A 14658-nucleotide genomic window follows, 5' to 3' on the forward strand; every position below is an offset into this window, starting at 1 on the left:
AGGTGGTCTGTCAAATCCCTTGTGTTTCTGGCAAAAAGTCTTACACTAAGAGTAGTAACGATTAAGTTGCGTACAACTGATTGGAGGAATTTGCATGAAGCAACCAGAAAATCAAGCCGATTTGAAAAAACGGCTCACCGCAGAGGAATACGCGGTCACCCAGCATGCGGCCACAGAAGCCGCGTTCACCGGGAAATACGATGCCTTTTACGAAGACGGTATCTACGTGGACGTGGTCAGTGGCCAACCACTCTTCAGTTCGACCGACAAATACGACGCAGGCTGCGGCTGGCCGTCCTTTACCAAGCCCATTGATGCCGCTAACGTCAAGGAAAACACCGATCACTCCTTTGGCATGGTCCGTCAAGAGGTCCGCAGTGCCGACGCCAATTCGCATCTGGGTCACGTCTTTACCGATGGCCCACAAGATCAGGGTGGCTTACGCTACTGCATCAATTCAGCGGCTTTAAAGTTCATTCCCGCTGATAAACTGGAAGAAAACGGGTATCACGATTTTGAACAACTCTTTGACAAGTAAGGAGGGGGATTCAATGGCTGAACAAGAGACCGCGATTTTTGCTGGCGGCTGCTTCTGGTGCATGGTCCAGCCCTTCGACACACAACCTGGCATCGTATCCGTCATTTCCGGCTACACCGGCGGCCACACGGTCAATCCAACGTACGCAGAGGTGGCCAGTCACACCACGGGCCACACGGAGGCCGTCAAGATTACCTTTGACCCTAGTATCATTAGCTACGCGCAATTGGTCGAAATCTATTGGCGGCAAACAGATCCTACCGATGCCAGCGGTCAGTTCCAAGACCGTGGCGACAGCTATCGGCCGGTCATTTTCGTGAACAGTCCCGCACAACGGGCCACGGCGGAAAAATCCAAGGCAGCCCTCGCAGCCAGCGGCCGCTTTGACGCGCCCATCGTGACCACGATTGAAGACGCCCAGCCATTTTATCCGGCTGAAGAGGAACATCAGGACTTCTACCGCAAGAACCCGTTTCGTTACCAGATTGAAGAAATGGGTGGTCGCCAGGACTTTATCCAAAAGAAATGGCATTAAAACCCATTTTGTATGATACAATCATGGGTAAAGGCGGGTGAAGACACGTGGGTTATGTGTTAAATTTACGGCAGCAAATCGGCCACGCACCGCTGATCGTCGTAGGCGCCGCGGCCGTGGTCTACCGGCAATCAGCGTTACTGTTGGTGCACCGCACGGATAATCAACGCTGGGGTCTGCCAGCCGGTTCCAAGGAACTCAACGAAAGTACGCTAACAACGGCCAAACGTGAGCTGCACGAGGAAACCAATCTGACGGCCACGGACGCAAAATTATTAACGGTCGTGAGTGGCGCTGGCATGCAATATCAATATCCCAATGGTGATCAGATTGATTCGGTCACGGTGGTTTATGAGCTGACCGCGACCGGCGAACCCAATGGCGATGATCACGAAACTAGCGCAGCTAAATTTTTCCCACTGACGCAATTGCCAACGGCGTTGACGCCATTAACGCGTGAGATTTTAACCACGCTAGGCGTCGGTCAGCTGCATTAAAACTTAAAACCAGTGAGCAGGTGAAAAAAACTTGCTGACTGGTTTTAATTTGGCTGGCATTCGAGGCTGGCGCGCTTGAAGCACTACTTTCGATAATATATATTATGTAAAGTAGAGAATGAAAAAGCTTTTAGTTGGGCAAGTGCCGGTTCCCTGCTTAATTACATTGACTCATCCAGTCATGTCATGATCGTTCAGTTCGTCAGCAAGTTCGTCTGCTAGAATGCCACGTCCGCTTTTGTGCTGAACTGTATTTAACGTGCTGTGCGCCGTTGACAACTGACTACCGGCTGACTAGCCGACTTCAGGCTGCTGACTGAATAGCCGTTGCCGACCGCCAACCAGCAACCATAACCTATTGCGCGTCAGTCTAAAAAAACGGCTATTTACGGGCGGATTCTACGGCCATTTCGCGATGACCTGATCAGCTAATTCCTGAACGTGTGCTCAGAATCAACGTCCTTTTTCCGGAAATTTGACGTTTGCTACCGCATGACTGTTGACTGATGGTTTAAGCGGAATTTTGCGCTTGTTGGTCGTTGAATTGACCTAGATCTGAAGTTCACGGTTGGTTGAGATTACTGGTAAACTGGCTATGATGCTGCCGCGACCGCAACACCGATACGCTGCTGGTCAGGATGTTTGCCGTATCAACGGTTTAGCTACGAGTTTAATGACCGCCAATCGGTCCAATGCGTGCCAGCTGCCACGTTTGAATTTAGGCCGACTTGCTGCTGGATTAGCTTAGGCTAAAATGCGGTCAAACGCTGTCATGGCAACGTTTCGGCTGAATACTAATAGTCACTAAAGCTGGCACGTATCTGTACCAATGCGGCTCGCTTAAGTCGACATGCAACCGTCTACTTAATCACCACAAACTGCGGTATGACAGCATTTTACCGTTACTTATTTAGGCCACTGACATGCTGAAAGCTAGTAACTGGTTAGCCGTCTCCAGGATCGTTAACCCGTCTCGGACTAACTACTTTCATTAAAACAAATATTTTAAAGATAATAGTCGCAAAAAAATGGGCGGGGGACTTGCTAATTTTTACGTTCACCGGTATCATTAGAGACATGAGAACATACGTTTGGAGGCCACTTCTATGGAAAAGCAGCACTACTTAAAATTAATCGACGAAGAATTGGCCACAGCGCCCTGGTATGTGCAGGAATACTACCAGGCCAAGGCCACGATTCCCCTGTCGCCCGCGACCCTATACCAATACCTGACGGAGTTTCGGCGTTTCTTTAATTGGCTGATCAGCGAAGGCTTGACCCCTGCCACGCGCCCCGCAGACATTGACATTCAGGTCTTGGCAACGTTAAAAAAAGAAACGGTCGAGCTATACAAGTCCGCCCTGCTGAACCAGACCAAATTAACGGGCGCCCCTGGCAGTCGGACGCACCCCACCATCAATCGGTCGCTCAACGCCCTGTCCTCGCTGTTCAAGTACCTGACCGAAGACACCGAAGACGACAACGGCGAGGCCTACTTTGACCGCAACGTCATGCACAAGATTGCCCTGGTGCGCACCAGTGAGACCTACGCCACCCGGGCCGCCAACCTCAAGACTAAATTGATGCTGGGCAACACCGATCATGAATACCTGGCGTTTATTGATCAGAAATACGAATCCCTCTTGTCACCGGCCAAGAAACGTTACTTTCATCGCGACAAACGCCGGGACTTGGCCATCAACGCCTTACTGCTCGGCAGCGGGTTACGGGTCTCGGAAGCCGCCAATGCCGATTTGCGCCACCTGAATCTCAAGACCGGCACGATTGGCGTGATCCGTAAGGGCGGCCAGCGCGACACCGTGCCGATTGCGCCGTGGACGTTGCCGTACATCCAAGATTACATCGACCACCGCGCAGCCACCTACCATGCCACCAACGCCGATCGTGCGCTTTTTCTCAGTAGTTATCGCGGTCAGGCCTCACGGATGCAGGCCAACTCGATGGAAAAGATGGTCGCTAAATATTCGGCGGCGTTCAAGGTCCGTATCACGCCCCACAAGCTCCGGCACACGCTAGCCTCAAAACTCTACCTGGCCACTAAGAACGAGCAACTGGTGGCCACCCAGCTGGGTCAAAACTCGACCAGCGCCACGGGACTGTACACGCACATCATCGACGAGGAACAGCGTCACGGACTCGAAAAAATGTAGTTTCGACCATAAAAGATGTCGTATACTGGAGATATCAGCAAATCACCCATTAAAGGAGTTAACCACAGATGAATTATCGAAAATTTGGTAAGACCGGTTTTAATATCAGCGAAGTTTCTCTCGGCACCTGGCAACTCGGCGGCAAATGGGGCCTCCCTTTCAGCCAACAAGATGCCGAAGACACATTAGCGGAAGCCTATGAGCGCGGGGTCAACTTCTTTGACACCGCCGATGGCTATCAAAACGGGGCCAGTGAACGCGCCGTGGGACAATTTATCAAGACCCACCCCGACGTGCATTTTACCACCAAGATTGGCCGCAAAGAAGAACCCCTGACCGCCGACCACTTTAGTCCGGCCAACATTGACCGCTACGTCGATGAATCCTTGAAGAATATGGGACTCGACGCGTTGGACATGGTCCTGTTGCACTGCCCACCGACCCAAGTATACTATCAACCCGAGACATTCTTTGCGCTCGACCGCCTGCAACAACAAGGTAAGATTCGCAACTACGGCGTCAGTGTGGAAAAGGTTGAAGAAGGCATCAAGGCTCTCGACTACAACGTCGCCGGGGTCGAAATCATCTTCAACATGTTCCGTTTACGGCCGGCCAAGCTCTTCTTTGAACTGGCCCAACAACACGACGTGGGCATCTTGGCCCGTGTGCCGCTGGCCAGTGGCCTGTTGAGTGGGAAGTACACCGCCGACACCAAGTTTGCGCCCGAAGATCACCGGACCAACAACCGGGACGGCCAACACTTTGATAAGGGGGAAACCTTCTCCGGCGTCGATTACCTCACCGGGGTCAAGGCAGCCACTGAACTCAAACAGCGGTTGGGCACGGAGCAGTTGGCAGCCACGGCATTGCGCTACATTTTAATGTATGATGCCGTTTCGGCCGTGATCCCCGGTGCCAGCAACCCGACGCAAATCGAACGCAACACCGCTGCTGCCGATTTAGCGCCACTGACGACTGACCAAATGGCCATCGTTCAGGACGTCTATGACCGGTACCTGAAGAATCCGGTTGACTACTTGTGGTAATTTGCTAAACGCTAATTGCGTAAAAAAGCTCTCAGGACTATTTCTTCAAATAGTCTTGAGAGCTTTTTATTTCGCCACTCGGTTCCGTAGCACGTACGACTCAGATAAACACAACTCGCGCCCCCAAAAACATAGATTGGCACCACTTCACTTAAGAAACCCTTAAGTTCCCCCATCAACCGGTGACAAATCCGCTCCCAATTTCGTTGGTATCAATAAAGGGGTGACTGGCGCACGCTCGCCAGTCACCCCCCTGTAATTTGCTTTAGTCTTGGTGCATCGTCACAAAGCGGCGGCTCCAGATACCCTCGTAAAAGGCAATGGTCTGTTCTGCCGTCATAAAGGCGTTGTCCACCGTAGTCGTCAGTCCGGGCGTCATTTCCAAATCATAGCCGATACCGTGGGCCACCTTGGTCGTGGTATCCACGCCATACTCGGTCTGGGCGCCACAAATTTCCAAAGATTCCGCCGCAAAATCGGTCAGTACCCGCCGCAAATTGGTGTGGTAAAAGGCGTTAGCGTGGGTCTTTTGGACGACCGTATCCGTTGGCTGGACGCGAAAGGCGGGGATGATCTGCCACGCCAGACTGTCGGCCACCAAGTCTTCGTCGTTGTGCTGCACGAAAACAATCGGCCGCCCCAACTGACGGTAATGTGTGATGCGCTGCTGAATTCCCGCAATCACCTGAGCAGCATTAGCCACCCCCGGTTCACCAAAACAAACCCCATTTTGCATATCAATAATCAGTAACGCATCAGCCATTCTGCCATCTCCTCAACCGTATTTGTTCTTAAGTTTACACGACTTACTGCTGGGAGACAACCGAACCTGTGATGCTTAAGCTTTAAAAAAATCGACAACGTCATTCAAGACATCACCACCTACATTCAGCCACCACCCCATTGTTACCCATGCTAGCTTTCAGCTTCAGCCTGGGATGATTGCGGGTCTGACTGGCCCCAATGGTGCTGGCAAGACCACCATCATGAAAACCATCTTAGGCTTAACCCGGTTCACCGGACGCATTCAAGTCAATCAACAGGCGGTCACCGAGGATCAGCACGCTGCTTTAGCCCACGTGGGCGCGCTAATTGAGCATCCTGCCATTTATCCCTTCCTGACTGGGCAACAGAATCTGGCCCTTTACGCCCATGACCCAGCGGACCTGCAACAACTCACGACCACCCTGGGGATGCGCACCTACATTCATGCTAAGGCAAAGGGCTATTCCTTGGGGATGAAACAGAAGCCGGGCATTGCCATTGCGCTACTCAATCATCCGCAACTGGTGATTCTAGACGAACCCATGAATGGTTTAGATGTTGAATCGACCATCACGGCCCGCCGCCTTATTCAGCAATATGCAGCGGCCGGGACAGCCTTCTTGATTTCTAGTCACATTCTCAATGAACTGCAGAAGGTCATGACTCAGGTCATTTTGATCGACCATGGTCAGATAATTGTGGACCAACCCATCAACACGTTCAATCAGCGCCATCAACGTGACTACCGCCTGATGACGACCAATCCGCAGCTTACCGCCCAACTACCCGCCCAATCGCATACGGCTTACCAGCAGGCCGATGCAACCTTTCGCGTCAAACGCACAGACATTCTGACCATTCAAGATCTCCTAATGGCCCACCACATCTATCTTCAGGAGCTCACACCGCTCAGACCTAATCTGGAATGATTAGTCGTCTCGGTCTTAGAGCAGCAAGGGGGCGCATCATGAGGTATATCGCTGCTCTCCAAGCTCCTGAGAGCCCCTTGGTATCAATATTTGATCCTGTGGCTAACTTGTTCTTACAAATTGTGATTATTTTTAGTGGGCAAATTTTATAATCAAGTTTGCTACTTGAAAAAGTTACACTTTATTTCTTGATACTCAGACCATCAATTCTCTTAGCATAATTACTCAGCAGACTGACTACTTCTTGCATGTTGATTCCATGATTAGCAAAAGGAATCTTAACTAGTTTTGCTTGCCCACCTGCCTGATTAAGTTTGCTGACAAATTTTTCAGATCCTGTAATAGTTACCAGAGTGTCTTTTTGACCATGAATGATATAAACGGGCGGAAACTTATCGTTAATATAGTTTGTCGGTGACACTGACTTTAGTCTATTTTTATGTGCTGTTAAATTTCCACCGAGATACTTTTCAACAATTCCAGGAATAACATTGCTACTTAGATAACGCCCATTTTTAGCTGTCCACGTCATATCGATAGCTGGGTACATTACACCGACTGCATCTGGAATCGGTGCTTCTATCTTGCCACTTGAAACTAGACCAGCATAAAGCAGTGCAAGCTGACCACCCGCTGATTCGCCTGAAAGGAGAATGTGTTCACCATCACCACCATACTCAGCAGCATGACTTTTTATCCATTTGATTGCATCGACTACATCATCAGTTGCAGTTCGCCAATTTGGATGGTTACCTGTTGCTAATCGATAGTTGATGCTAAAAGCGACATATCCTTTGTCAGCCATTGAACGATGAAGCCAAGCTGATGATTCTGAATCGCCAGAAGCCCAGCCACCACCATGAATATAGATATAGACTGGCTGTTTTTGTTTTTTCGCTATCCCTTTATTTTTATAGACGGACACTTTCAAATCTTTACCTTCCCGATGAGCAAAACTAACTTGTGTATCCGGTTTTGCACTTGTAGAAATACTTTTATCTCCCATTAAACTGATCTGACCGCCATTTTCACGAACAACATTTCTTTCTATCAGCCATTCGGTTCCACCAGTAAAAAGTGCAATTATAGATACTAAAGTTAACGTGATTAAAAATTTTCCTGGCTTCCGTTTTTGTTTGATTATCCATCCAACGAATCCCAGTGACGCTAATGTTAAGAGAATCAACAAAACTAAAAGACGACCAGCAGCCAATGGGAAAAAAATACTACCAATTTGAGTTGTTAATAAGTGATTGGGACCTAAAACAAAGACAAACAATAAGAGGCACAATGAAGCCAATATGATCCCAAAAATTTTCACTACTATAAACATAATTTTTTTCATTTTGATTTCTATCCCATCCTCAAATTTTATCCAACCAGCTTTGACACTGTTTAAAGTAATTTCGAATAAAGAGCATGCTACCTATCGTGAATATTAAATTCCCTTATTCGATGTTACTATCTGTTCACTTACGACTTTACAAGTGTAACATTGTTTGGTAGTATTTTTAGAAAGTATCGCTCCAAATTGCTAAAATGAAACAATCAAAGGGGTTTTGTAAAGACATGAATAATGCAGAAAAACAAACCTTTGCCAAAGATGAATTGACAAAGGCCCTTTTACAATTACTTAAAGAAAAGGAATTAAATCAAATTTCCGTCAGCGAATTATCCAGAGTATCACAGATAAGTCGAGTTTCCTTCTATCGAAACTTCCAAGACATGGAAGCAATCTTAGCCAATTATTGCAACAAAATCATGATGGATTGGTACCTTGAGAACGAGGCAAATTTCGATCAGGAGCGACGAGACTTTGGCCGAAATGACTCACTCTTGGCTGGCATATTTTGCCATTTAAATGATAATAAAGAATTATATAATTTGCTAAATCGGCGCGGCTATTTACGGTTGATCGTCCCAGTTCTCAAAAAAATCCTCTTGAACAAACATGCTGACAACAATTATGAGATTTATTTAGAATCATTTTACCTATATGGAATGTATGGATGGATTAAGGAGTGGCTAGATAGAGGTTCGGTGGAGTCTCCTGAAGAAATAGAAACTTGGTTAAAAGCAAGAACAATCAAACTTTAATGAGTCATCTTTATATGACATGGATGCTGAATCTAAACTTCCATTTTATGTACGAAAACAGCATATCGAAGTTTATTGCAAATTTATCGAGCAATAGCGGTAAACGCACCAAACAAAAAAGATAAAGTTGAATTCGAATACCATGCAGGTGAAGAGATCATTGATGTAGAAGACTTTAACAACAAACTTGATGATATCCTCGTTGATACTGAGGATTCAACAGTTGCTTACCTTAAAACTATTACTGTTGAAGAGCTGATGAATTCTGTGAAAATGATCTAAATTCACTTTTACGTAAAGTCAAATATTTTTAAACTAATCTTAAATTTGGATATTCTAATAACGAAATTGCTAGAAGAATGTGTTTGTCTAAATCGACAATCAGTTATGAACTCAAAAGCATTCAGACAATAAAAGGCATCAATGTGGACGTCGCTCAATCCTAACTAAAGATGATTCTACCTTGATTAAGCATCATCTGGAACTAACTTGGTCGCCTGAGCAGATCTCATGCAAATTCGGCTTTTGTATAAAGTCAATCTACAACTGGATATATGGCGGCTTGATTGATTTTAACGCATCTTTACTTCCAGATAAATTCCGACGTAAAAATCAGAAACATGAAACTAGAGGGACCTTTACCGTTGATGAAACCATTGAGACTAGGCCTGATTAGTTGGGTAAATCGTAAACTCCGAAATATCTACATCTTCTGGTTGGTCAATCGCAAAATTTACGACTCGAGCAATCGCTGCGGGAGAAATACCATGTTGTTGATAAAATTTCTTCATATTTGTCGCCGTCGTTTGATCACCGATATGATTTAACAGCTCAGTATTAATGGCTGCTGGATATAAAGTTGTTGTGCGAATGTTGGTACCTTCATTCGCGCTTTCCATTCTAGTAACCTCCATCGCATTCTTGTTTGACTTGTACGATATCTGGTTTATCCATAAAAAAACCTCAGCAATTTATTTGATGAGGTAATCATACCGTGTTGTGGCCACCAATCATAGACGGTCAGTTATTAGGTGCTTACATTCAAGCCATGACTGAGTGGATTAACTTTTACAACAAGCGTTGAATCAAAGTAAACATCCACCAGCACAGCTGGTGGCTTTATAACCGCCCTTTAAGGGGCTTATCACACGCAAAAAGCCCCTTAAAGGGGCCCAACAAAAGACTACCAACTGCTGACTCTCGTTGCCTTGGTAGTTTTTTACTTCTTAAACGGATCTCGATATTCACGCTTCGTCATGCTGTCATTTACACGATCCTCAGCTTCCTGATTGCGAATATATTTTTCAATTGTCTTTTGGTTCAAGCCCACTGTACTCACGTAATATCCACGGGCCCAGAAACTTCGATTTCCATAATTATACTTTAGATTTGCATGACGCTCGTGAATTATCACAGCGCTTCTCCCTTTCAAATATCCCATAAAACTTGCAACACTCATCTTGGGTGGAATCCTAACCAGCATATGGATATGATCTGGCATTGCATGTGCCTCAATTATTTCAACATCCTTTAACTCACAAAGTCTTCTTAGGATGTGACCAGCATCTGCTCTCAATTCTCCAAAAATAACTTTTCGCTGATACTTGGGGCAAAAGATTATGTGGTACTTACAATTCCATCTAGTATGTGCTAAGCTACTATCGTCTTTAGACTTTTTAGACATGTAAAACACCCTTTCGATACTATTTTTTGGTTGGTAGCCGTTAAATAGTATATCGAAAGGGTGTTTTGGGCTAAAGCCTTTTTTCACCCCCACAAGTAAAACTTGTGGTTTTATTTAACCAATTAATAACAAATTAGGATTGAACTATGAGTTACGATAGTTCAATCCTAATTTACGGCTCTTTGGCTGATGATAATTAAACATCTAATCATCTCATCTGTTAGCATGATTCTGTTTAAAAAACTACTTATCGTGCGTGCCTATGCGAATGCCAATTAGGATGAGGTCATCTTCGTCAATCGCGTAAATGACCACGACACCGTTACGTTCACTAGGCTGTTGTCCCTTTGACGTATCGCGTAATTGAAACTCATGATAGCCAGCCAACCGGCGTTGAAGTTGGTGATCGCCAAACTCAGCTGGCAAGGCGCGTCCGGTTAATAAGATTTCAATGGCGGCACGAACTTCATCAACAATCTGATGATCAATTGTCGCCAAGTGTTTGAGATCAGCATCAAACGTCTTTCTGGGCTTAAATCTCAGCTTTCGTTCCATTGCTAAAATTGGTTCCAATATTGATTGTCTGCCGTAACAATCTCATCATCCGGTAGGACCCCGCGGCGAATCAGCTGATCACGAGCAACTGCATACTCTAAGGAGTCTTCCTTGGCTTTCAACGCAATCCATCTTCTCCTGTGAAACAATTGCCACAGCGCGATTATTAGAGCGAGCAACATAAACCGTTTCGTCTTCATCGTTGATTTGATCCAAATAGTCTTTCATATGTGTTCTAAATGCACTTTGTGTCGCAGCTAAAGCCATTGTTAGCACCTCATTTCGTACTTGTATGTACGCGATTACGTCCCAAAAAGCGACCAATCTGCTTACCATTTTGAGTTAAGCTTAGCCATCGATGCTAACGGCAATAACACGGCAGTTTAGGTAACGATGACTTAGCAGCGCCACATCTATCTCCGCGGACTCACACCGCTCAGGCCTAATCTGGAATGATTAGTCGTCTCGTTCTTAGAGCAGCAAGGGGGCGCATCATGAGGCATATCGCTCCTCTCCAAGCCCCTGAGAGTCCCTCGGTATCAGTATTTGATCCTGTGGCTAACTTGTTCTTACAAATTGCGTATTCATTTTAATACCAAAACTGCCTTTTTCCTGATTTCATCAAATATATCACTAGGAAGATCTTCAACAAATTCCCAATTTCTAGCTTGATAATCAAATGATTTCAACTGTTCAACATAAACATTTCCATCAATTTTTGTTCTGGAATCCAGTTTTACGTGCAATGGATAATCAACCCCGTTATACGTTCCGTGTGAGATAGGCGCTACCCAGACAAAATCACTGGTTTTCATCAATATATTATTGCTCACAACGACTGCTGGCCTTTGTTTTACAATCTCACTACTGGCTGAAGGAGAAAAATTAATATAAATGATTTGCCCTGCTTTAGGAATTCTTTCTACCATATCTCTTTCCCCTCAGGCCTAGCGACATCCCAATCTTTCATCTCGGAATCAGTTTTATATTTACCATGCCAATCTTCAAATAATTCATCCATGGAGGAAGGAATTTCTTTGAACGGAATCAGTTCAATCGTCCCATCAGTCGATTTACGAACATCAAAAGTAGTCCCCTCTTCAATATTCAAGTATTTAGGTAGAGTTATCATTAAAGAGTTTCCTTGTTTACGTGCCTTAACTGTCATTTCAATTCCTCCATTTTTAAATAATTATAGCACATGTAATTACATAAGTAATTACATGTGCTCGATGATAATCCAAAGAACTCTGGTCAATTAAATTAAATTATTCCTACAAATTCGCCTTATTCCTATAAATATTTTTTCAATCTGCCAGTTATTTTGGAAAGAAATTCAAATCATTATTTGGGATGACATCAAAGCAATATCGCGCAAAGATTTAAAGATCTTATGCCATAGCTGATGTCAGCACATGAACGTTTTCCGTTTTGATTTATGCTCATTCTTCCTGTATAGTTGCCCTAACGAATATCGTCCAAAAGTTTAGCGTTGCAGAAAGCGTTTGACTAGTCGATTCAGTTGACTCACATCACTAACCACGGCAATTATGCAGTAACATTAATAGTCGCCAGCTGTGCAACTGGTTGAAAGGCGCCACCCCATGACAACGGAAACCGATTTACAAAAAAGTATTGCCCAGGCCTCGGCAGCATTAGCCGGTGGCCATTTGCTACCCTAATCCTGGCGATGCGCTAAAAATTCCGGTATCACAACCCGCAACCCAACCACAAGATAGGAGCACACCTCATGCGTAAACTCTATTTAGATCAAAAAATCTGGTCCGTCCGCGAGAAATTCACCATTTACGACGACCGTGAACAGCCGGTCTACCGCGCCCAGGGCAGTCTGTTTAAGATTCCCAAGCACTTTGACATCCTCGACTTACAGGACCACGTGGTCGCCAGCGTGACCAAACGGCCGCTCCACTTCTTGTCCAGCTTTGACTTAGAAATTGGTGGTCAGCCGGTGGCGACGATTCAAAAACAGTTCAGTCTCGTAAAGCCACGCTACGAGCTGGTGGCGGCCGGCCTCAGCGTGACCGGTGATTTTTGGGACATGAACTTTACCGTCTCCCGCTACGGCCAAGTGATTGGCACCGTGGCCAAACGTTGGTTCAGTGTCGGCGACAAATATGAGATCACCATTCAAGATGATACCGACAGCCTCCTACTGGTTGGGCTGGTGCTGGCTATCGATTACGTCAAGCGCCAGGCGCAAGCGGCCGCCAACTCATCCAGTACGGGTAACTAGGTCCTATTTAAAATGGGGCAAATTACCGTCAACGACTCGGCCATTGATCACCCAGGTCTTGGCCAGGACGGTCCCGTCAGCGGCCAACGTCAGCGCAAAGATGCCCCCATTGGCCGCCCCAGAGCGACTGCCGGCGTCAATGAGGTAGCGCGGCGTGTCGTGGGCGTCGGCTTGCATCGTGATCATGCCATAGCCGTCGTCGCGCAGCGTTTGAACCGGCGTGTGTCCCGTGATGATGACCTGATTCGTCAGGTTGCGGTGCCAGTGACCGGGACGGTCGAAGTAGTAGTCGTCACGGATCCACAGGAGGTCATCGCGCGCCTGAGCGGACAATGGCCGGTCCCAGTCTAATCCGGCGTGAATCGCCAATAGCTCAGGCGTTGCCCAAAACAAGGGTAGCTGCTGCAAAAAAGCCGTGTAGCGCCGCAGCGGGTCATGCGTCAGTGCGGCTTTCACCGCCGCAAGATTGCTCGAGTGGATGCCCAGTTGTCGCCAGGTCTTGGCCCCGCCGTTTAGTCGCCACGTTTGATAGCTGAGGTCATCGCCCGCGGCCGTTTGTACCCAAAAGTCATCGTGGTTGCCCAATAAGGCCACGTCACCGTGATCGGCCACCTGTGCCATCACGATGTCCAGTACGCCCAAGGGGTCTAAAGGCGCCGGTTGCAGGGTCCCTGCCCGCGTCGCGACGCCGTCGATGTAGTCGCCTAAAAAGACCAGCCGCCCGGTCTGTAACGCGGGGGCCTGCAAGAGCACACGCAAATCATCAGCCGCCGCATGGCAATCGCCAATCAATGTGACCGTCATCAAACCGCTCCCTCGTTAACCCAACGCCTCATTTTCCTCATTCAGCTGGTCGCAATCCTTGATCAGTTGGCAAACTTCTCGGTCCGGCGTCAATTTCATGGAATATTTCCGACCGAATTCGATCATCGTATGGTGCGCCTGGTGCAGCTCTTCCGGCGGCAGGACCGCCACGATGCGTTTTTCGACCTGCAAGGGGGATGCGGACTGGTCAACGAAGTGCAGGCGTTTGGAAATAGCGGAAACGTGGGTGTCCACCGCAAACGTCGGCTGGTCAAAGACGTCGCTCAATACGACGTTGGCCGTCTTACGCCCCGCACCCGGCAAGGCCATGATGCCTTTACGGTCAGTTGGCACCACGTCATTGAGGTCCTCATGGACGATGCGGGCCGTCTTGATAATGTTGCGCGCCTTGTTGTGAAAGAGGCCGACGCTCTTGATGATGGTCTCCACGTCGGTAACGTCGGCTCCCATCAGATCCTTAGGCGTCGGGTATTTGGCAAACAACACCGGGGTGACCTTATTGACAGAAACATCCGTGGCCTGGGCGCTCAAGATGACCGAGACCAGATACTGAAACGGCGTGCGTGAGTCCAGTGATGGCCCCACCGGCCCCATTTCCGCTTCCATCTGATGAATCGCCCACACAACTTGTTTGTCTTTTAACATCGCTTCCGCCTCCGTTAATTTCGTTACCTTTATGATACCCGAAGTCAGGCAAAAATAACACTCGCAGCTGAATCGAACAATTATCAAGATAGCGATTACCCACGCGGCCCGTATCGG

Annotated in this window: 18 protein-coding genes and 2 pseudogenes; 10 read left to right on the forward strand and 10 right to left on the reverse strand. The window is 47.1% G+C overall.

What is annotated here, in order from left to right; genetic code table 11:
* The first annotated feature begins 94 nt into the window (after nt 1-94).
* From msrB to EGT51_RS06095, 5 genes are all read left to right on the forward strand, one after another.
* Nucleotides 95-538 carry a peptide-methionine (R)-S-oxide reductase MsrB gene (gene msrB, locus EGT51_RS06075; RefSeq protein WP_135367869.1) on the forward strand — a complete coding sequence of 148 codons (444 nt, stop codon included), beginning with the start codon at nt 95-97 and terminating at the stop codon, nt 536-538.
* A gap of 13 nt (nt 539-551) precedes the next feature.
* Nucleotides 552-1073, forward strand: coding sequence for a peptide-methionine (S)-S-oxide reductase MsrA (gene msrA, locus EGT51_RS06080; protein WP_135367870.1), 522 nt, complete (start codon nt 552-554; stop codon nt 1071-1073).
* A gap of 47 nt (nt 1074-1120) precedes the next feature.
* Nucleotides 1121-1570 (forward strand): NUDIX hydrolase, encoded by a 450-nt coding sequence (locus EGT51_RS06085; protein ID WP_135367871.1) that lies wholly within the window; start codon nt 1121-1123, stop codon nt 1568-1570.
* A 1106-nt stretch (nt 1571-2676) separates the two neighbouring features.
* Nucleotides 2677-3741, forward strand: a complete 1065-nt coding sequence (gene xerS, locus EGT51_RS06090) for a tyrosine recombinase XerS (protein ID WP_135367872.1) — start codon at nt 2677-2679, stop codon at nt 3739-3741.
* A 68-nt stretch (nt 3742-3809) separates the two neighbouring features.
* On the forward strand, nt 3810-4787 hold the full coding sequence (locus tag EGT51_RS06095) for an aldo/keto reductase (protein WP_135367873.1): 978 nt from the start codon (nt 3810-3812) through the stop codon (nt 4785-4787).
* A 265-nt stretch (nt 4788-5052) separates the two neighbouring features.
* Here EGT51_RS06095 and EGT51_RS06100 read toward each other — a convergent pair whose 3' ends face one another.
* Nucleotides 5053-5550: a cysteine hydrolase family protein gene (locus EGT51_RS06100; RefSeq protein ID WP_135367874.1), complete on the reverse strand. Its 498-nt coding sequence runs from the start codon at nt 5548-5550 to the stop codon at nt 5053-5055.
* Nucleotides 5551-5689: 139 nt separating this feature from the next.
* On the opposite strand from EGT51_RS06100, the gene EGT51_RS06105 reads away from it, so the two are divergent.
* Complete coding sequence (locus tag EGT51_RS06105; RefSeq protein ID WP_225428692.1) at nt 5690-6481, forward strand: ABC transporter ATP-binding protein; 792 nt, start codon at nt 5690-5692, stop codon at nt 6479-6481.
* A gap of 181 nt (nt 6482-6662) precedes the next feature.
* Here the strand turns inward: EGT51_RS06105 and EGT51_RS06110 are convergent, their stop codons facing one another.
* Nucleotides 6663-7826, reverse strand: a complete 1164-nt coding sequence (locus tag EGT51_RS06110; protein WP_135367876.1) for an alpha/beta hydrolase — start codon at nt 7824-7826, stop codon at nt 6663-6665.
* Between the two features lie 224 nt (nt 7827-8050).
* Between EGT51_RS06110 and EGT51_RS06115 the strand changes: the two genes are divergently transcribed.
* From EGT51_RS06115 to EGT51_RS13195, 3 genes are all read left to right on the forward strand, one after another.
* Nucleotides 8051-8578, forward strand: coding sequence for a TetR-like C-terminal domain-containing protein (locus tag EGT51_RS06115; protein WP_135367877.1), 528 nt, complete (start codon nt 8051-8053; stop codon nt 8576-8578).
* A gap of 75 nt (nt 8579-8653) precedes the next feature.
* Nucleotides 8654-8860: a hypothetical protein gene (locus tag EGT51_RS06120; RefSeq protein WP_135367878.1), complete on the forward strand. Its 207-nt coding sequence runs from the start codon at nt 8654-8656 to the stop codon at nt 8858-8860.
* Nucleotides 8861-8937: 77 nt separating this feature from the next.
* Nucleotides 8938-9024 carry a hypothetical protein gene (locus EGT51_RS13195; RefSeq protein ID WP_434737631.1) on the forward strand — a complete coding sequence of 29 codons (87 nt, stop codon included), beginning with the start codon at nt 8938-8940 and terminating at the stop codon, nt 9022-9024.
* A 216-nt stretch (nt 9025-9240) separates the two neighbouring features.
* On the opposite strand, the pseudogene EGT51_RS06130 reads toward EGT51_RS13195, so the two are convergent.
* The 6 genes and pseudogenes from EGT51_RS06130 to mazE form a co-directional block, all read right to left on the reverse strand.
* Nucleotides 9241-9501: pseudogene (locus EGT51_RS06130) on the reverse strand (oxidoreductase); the annotation flags it as partial.
* 296 nt (nt 9502-9797) lie between these two features.
* Nucleotides 9798-10262: an IS200/IS605 family transposase gene (gene tnpA, locus EGT51_RS06135; RefSeq protein ID WP_135367879.1), complete on the reverse strand. Its 465-nt coding sequence runs from the start codon at nt 10260-10262 to the stop codon at nt 9798-9800.
* A gap of 243 nt (nt 10263-10505) precedes the next feature.
* Nucleotides 10506-10817 carry a type II toxin-antitoxin system YafQ family toxin gene (locus EGT51_RS06140; RefSeq protein ID WP_135367880.1) on the reverse strand — a complete coding sequence of 104 codons (312 nt, stop codon included), beginning with the start codon at nt 10815-10817 and terminating at the stop codon, nt 10506-10508.
* A 2-nt stretch (nt 10818-10819) separates the two neighbouring features.
* Nucleotides 10820-11084: pseudogene (locus EGT51_RS06145) on the reverse strand (type II toxin-antitoxin system Phd/YefM family antitoxin).
* A gap of 317 nt (nt 11085-11401) precedes the next feature.
* On the reverse strand, nt 11402-11746 hold the full coding sequence (locus EGT51_RS06150; RefSeq protein ID WP_135367881.1) for a type II toxin-antitoxin system PemK/MazF family toxin: 345 nt from the start codon (nt 11744-11746) through the stop codon (nt 11402-11404).
* A complete protein-coding gene (gene mazE, locus EGT51_RS06155) occupies nt 11740-11985 on the reverse strand; it encodes a type II toxin-antitoxin system PemI/MazE family antitoxin (RefSeq protein WP_135367882.1) in 246 nt (81 codons plus the stop codon). Before mazE ends, EGT51_RS06150 begins: the two co-directional genes overlap by 7 nt.
* 582 nt (nt 11986-12567) lie before the next feature.
* Here mazE and EGT51_RS06160 point away from each other — a divergent pair.
* The gene (locus EGT51_RS06160) at nt 12568-13071 is read left to right on the forward strand and encodes an LURP-one-related/scramblase family protein (RefSeq protein WP_135367883.1); all 504 of its coding nucleotides are present in this window, start codon (nt 12568-12570) and stop codon (nt 13069-13071) included.
* 3 nt (nt 13072-13074) lie between these two features.
* Here EGT51_RS06160 and EGT51_RS06165 read toward each other — a convergent pair whose 3' ends face one another.
* On the reverse strand, nt 13075-13875 hold the full coding sequence (locus EGT51_RS06165; protein WP_135367884.1) for a metallophosphoesterase: 801 nt from the start codon (nt 13873-13875) through the stop codon (nt 13075-13077).
* Nucleotides 13876-13890: 15 nt separating this feature from the next.
* Nucleotides 13891-14541: an endonuclease III domain-containing protein gene (locus EGT51_RS06170; RefSeq protein ID WP_135367885.1), complete on the reverse strand. Its 651-nt coding sequence runs from the start codon at nt 14539-14541 to the stop codon at nt 13891-13893.
* Between the last annotated feature and the right edge of the window lie 117 nt (nt 14542-14658).

It is taken from the genome of Levilactobacillus suantsaiihabitans, from assembly GCF_004745505.1.
GTDB classification, from domain to species: Bacteria; Bacillota; Bacilli; order Lactobacillales; family Lactobacillaceae; genus Levilactobacillus; species Levilactobacillus suantsaiihabitans.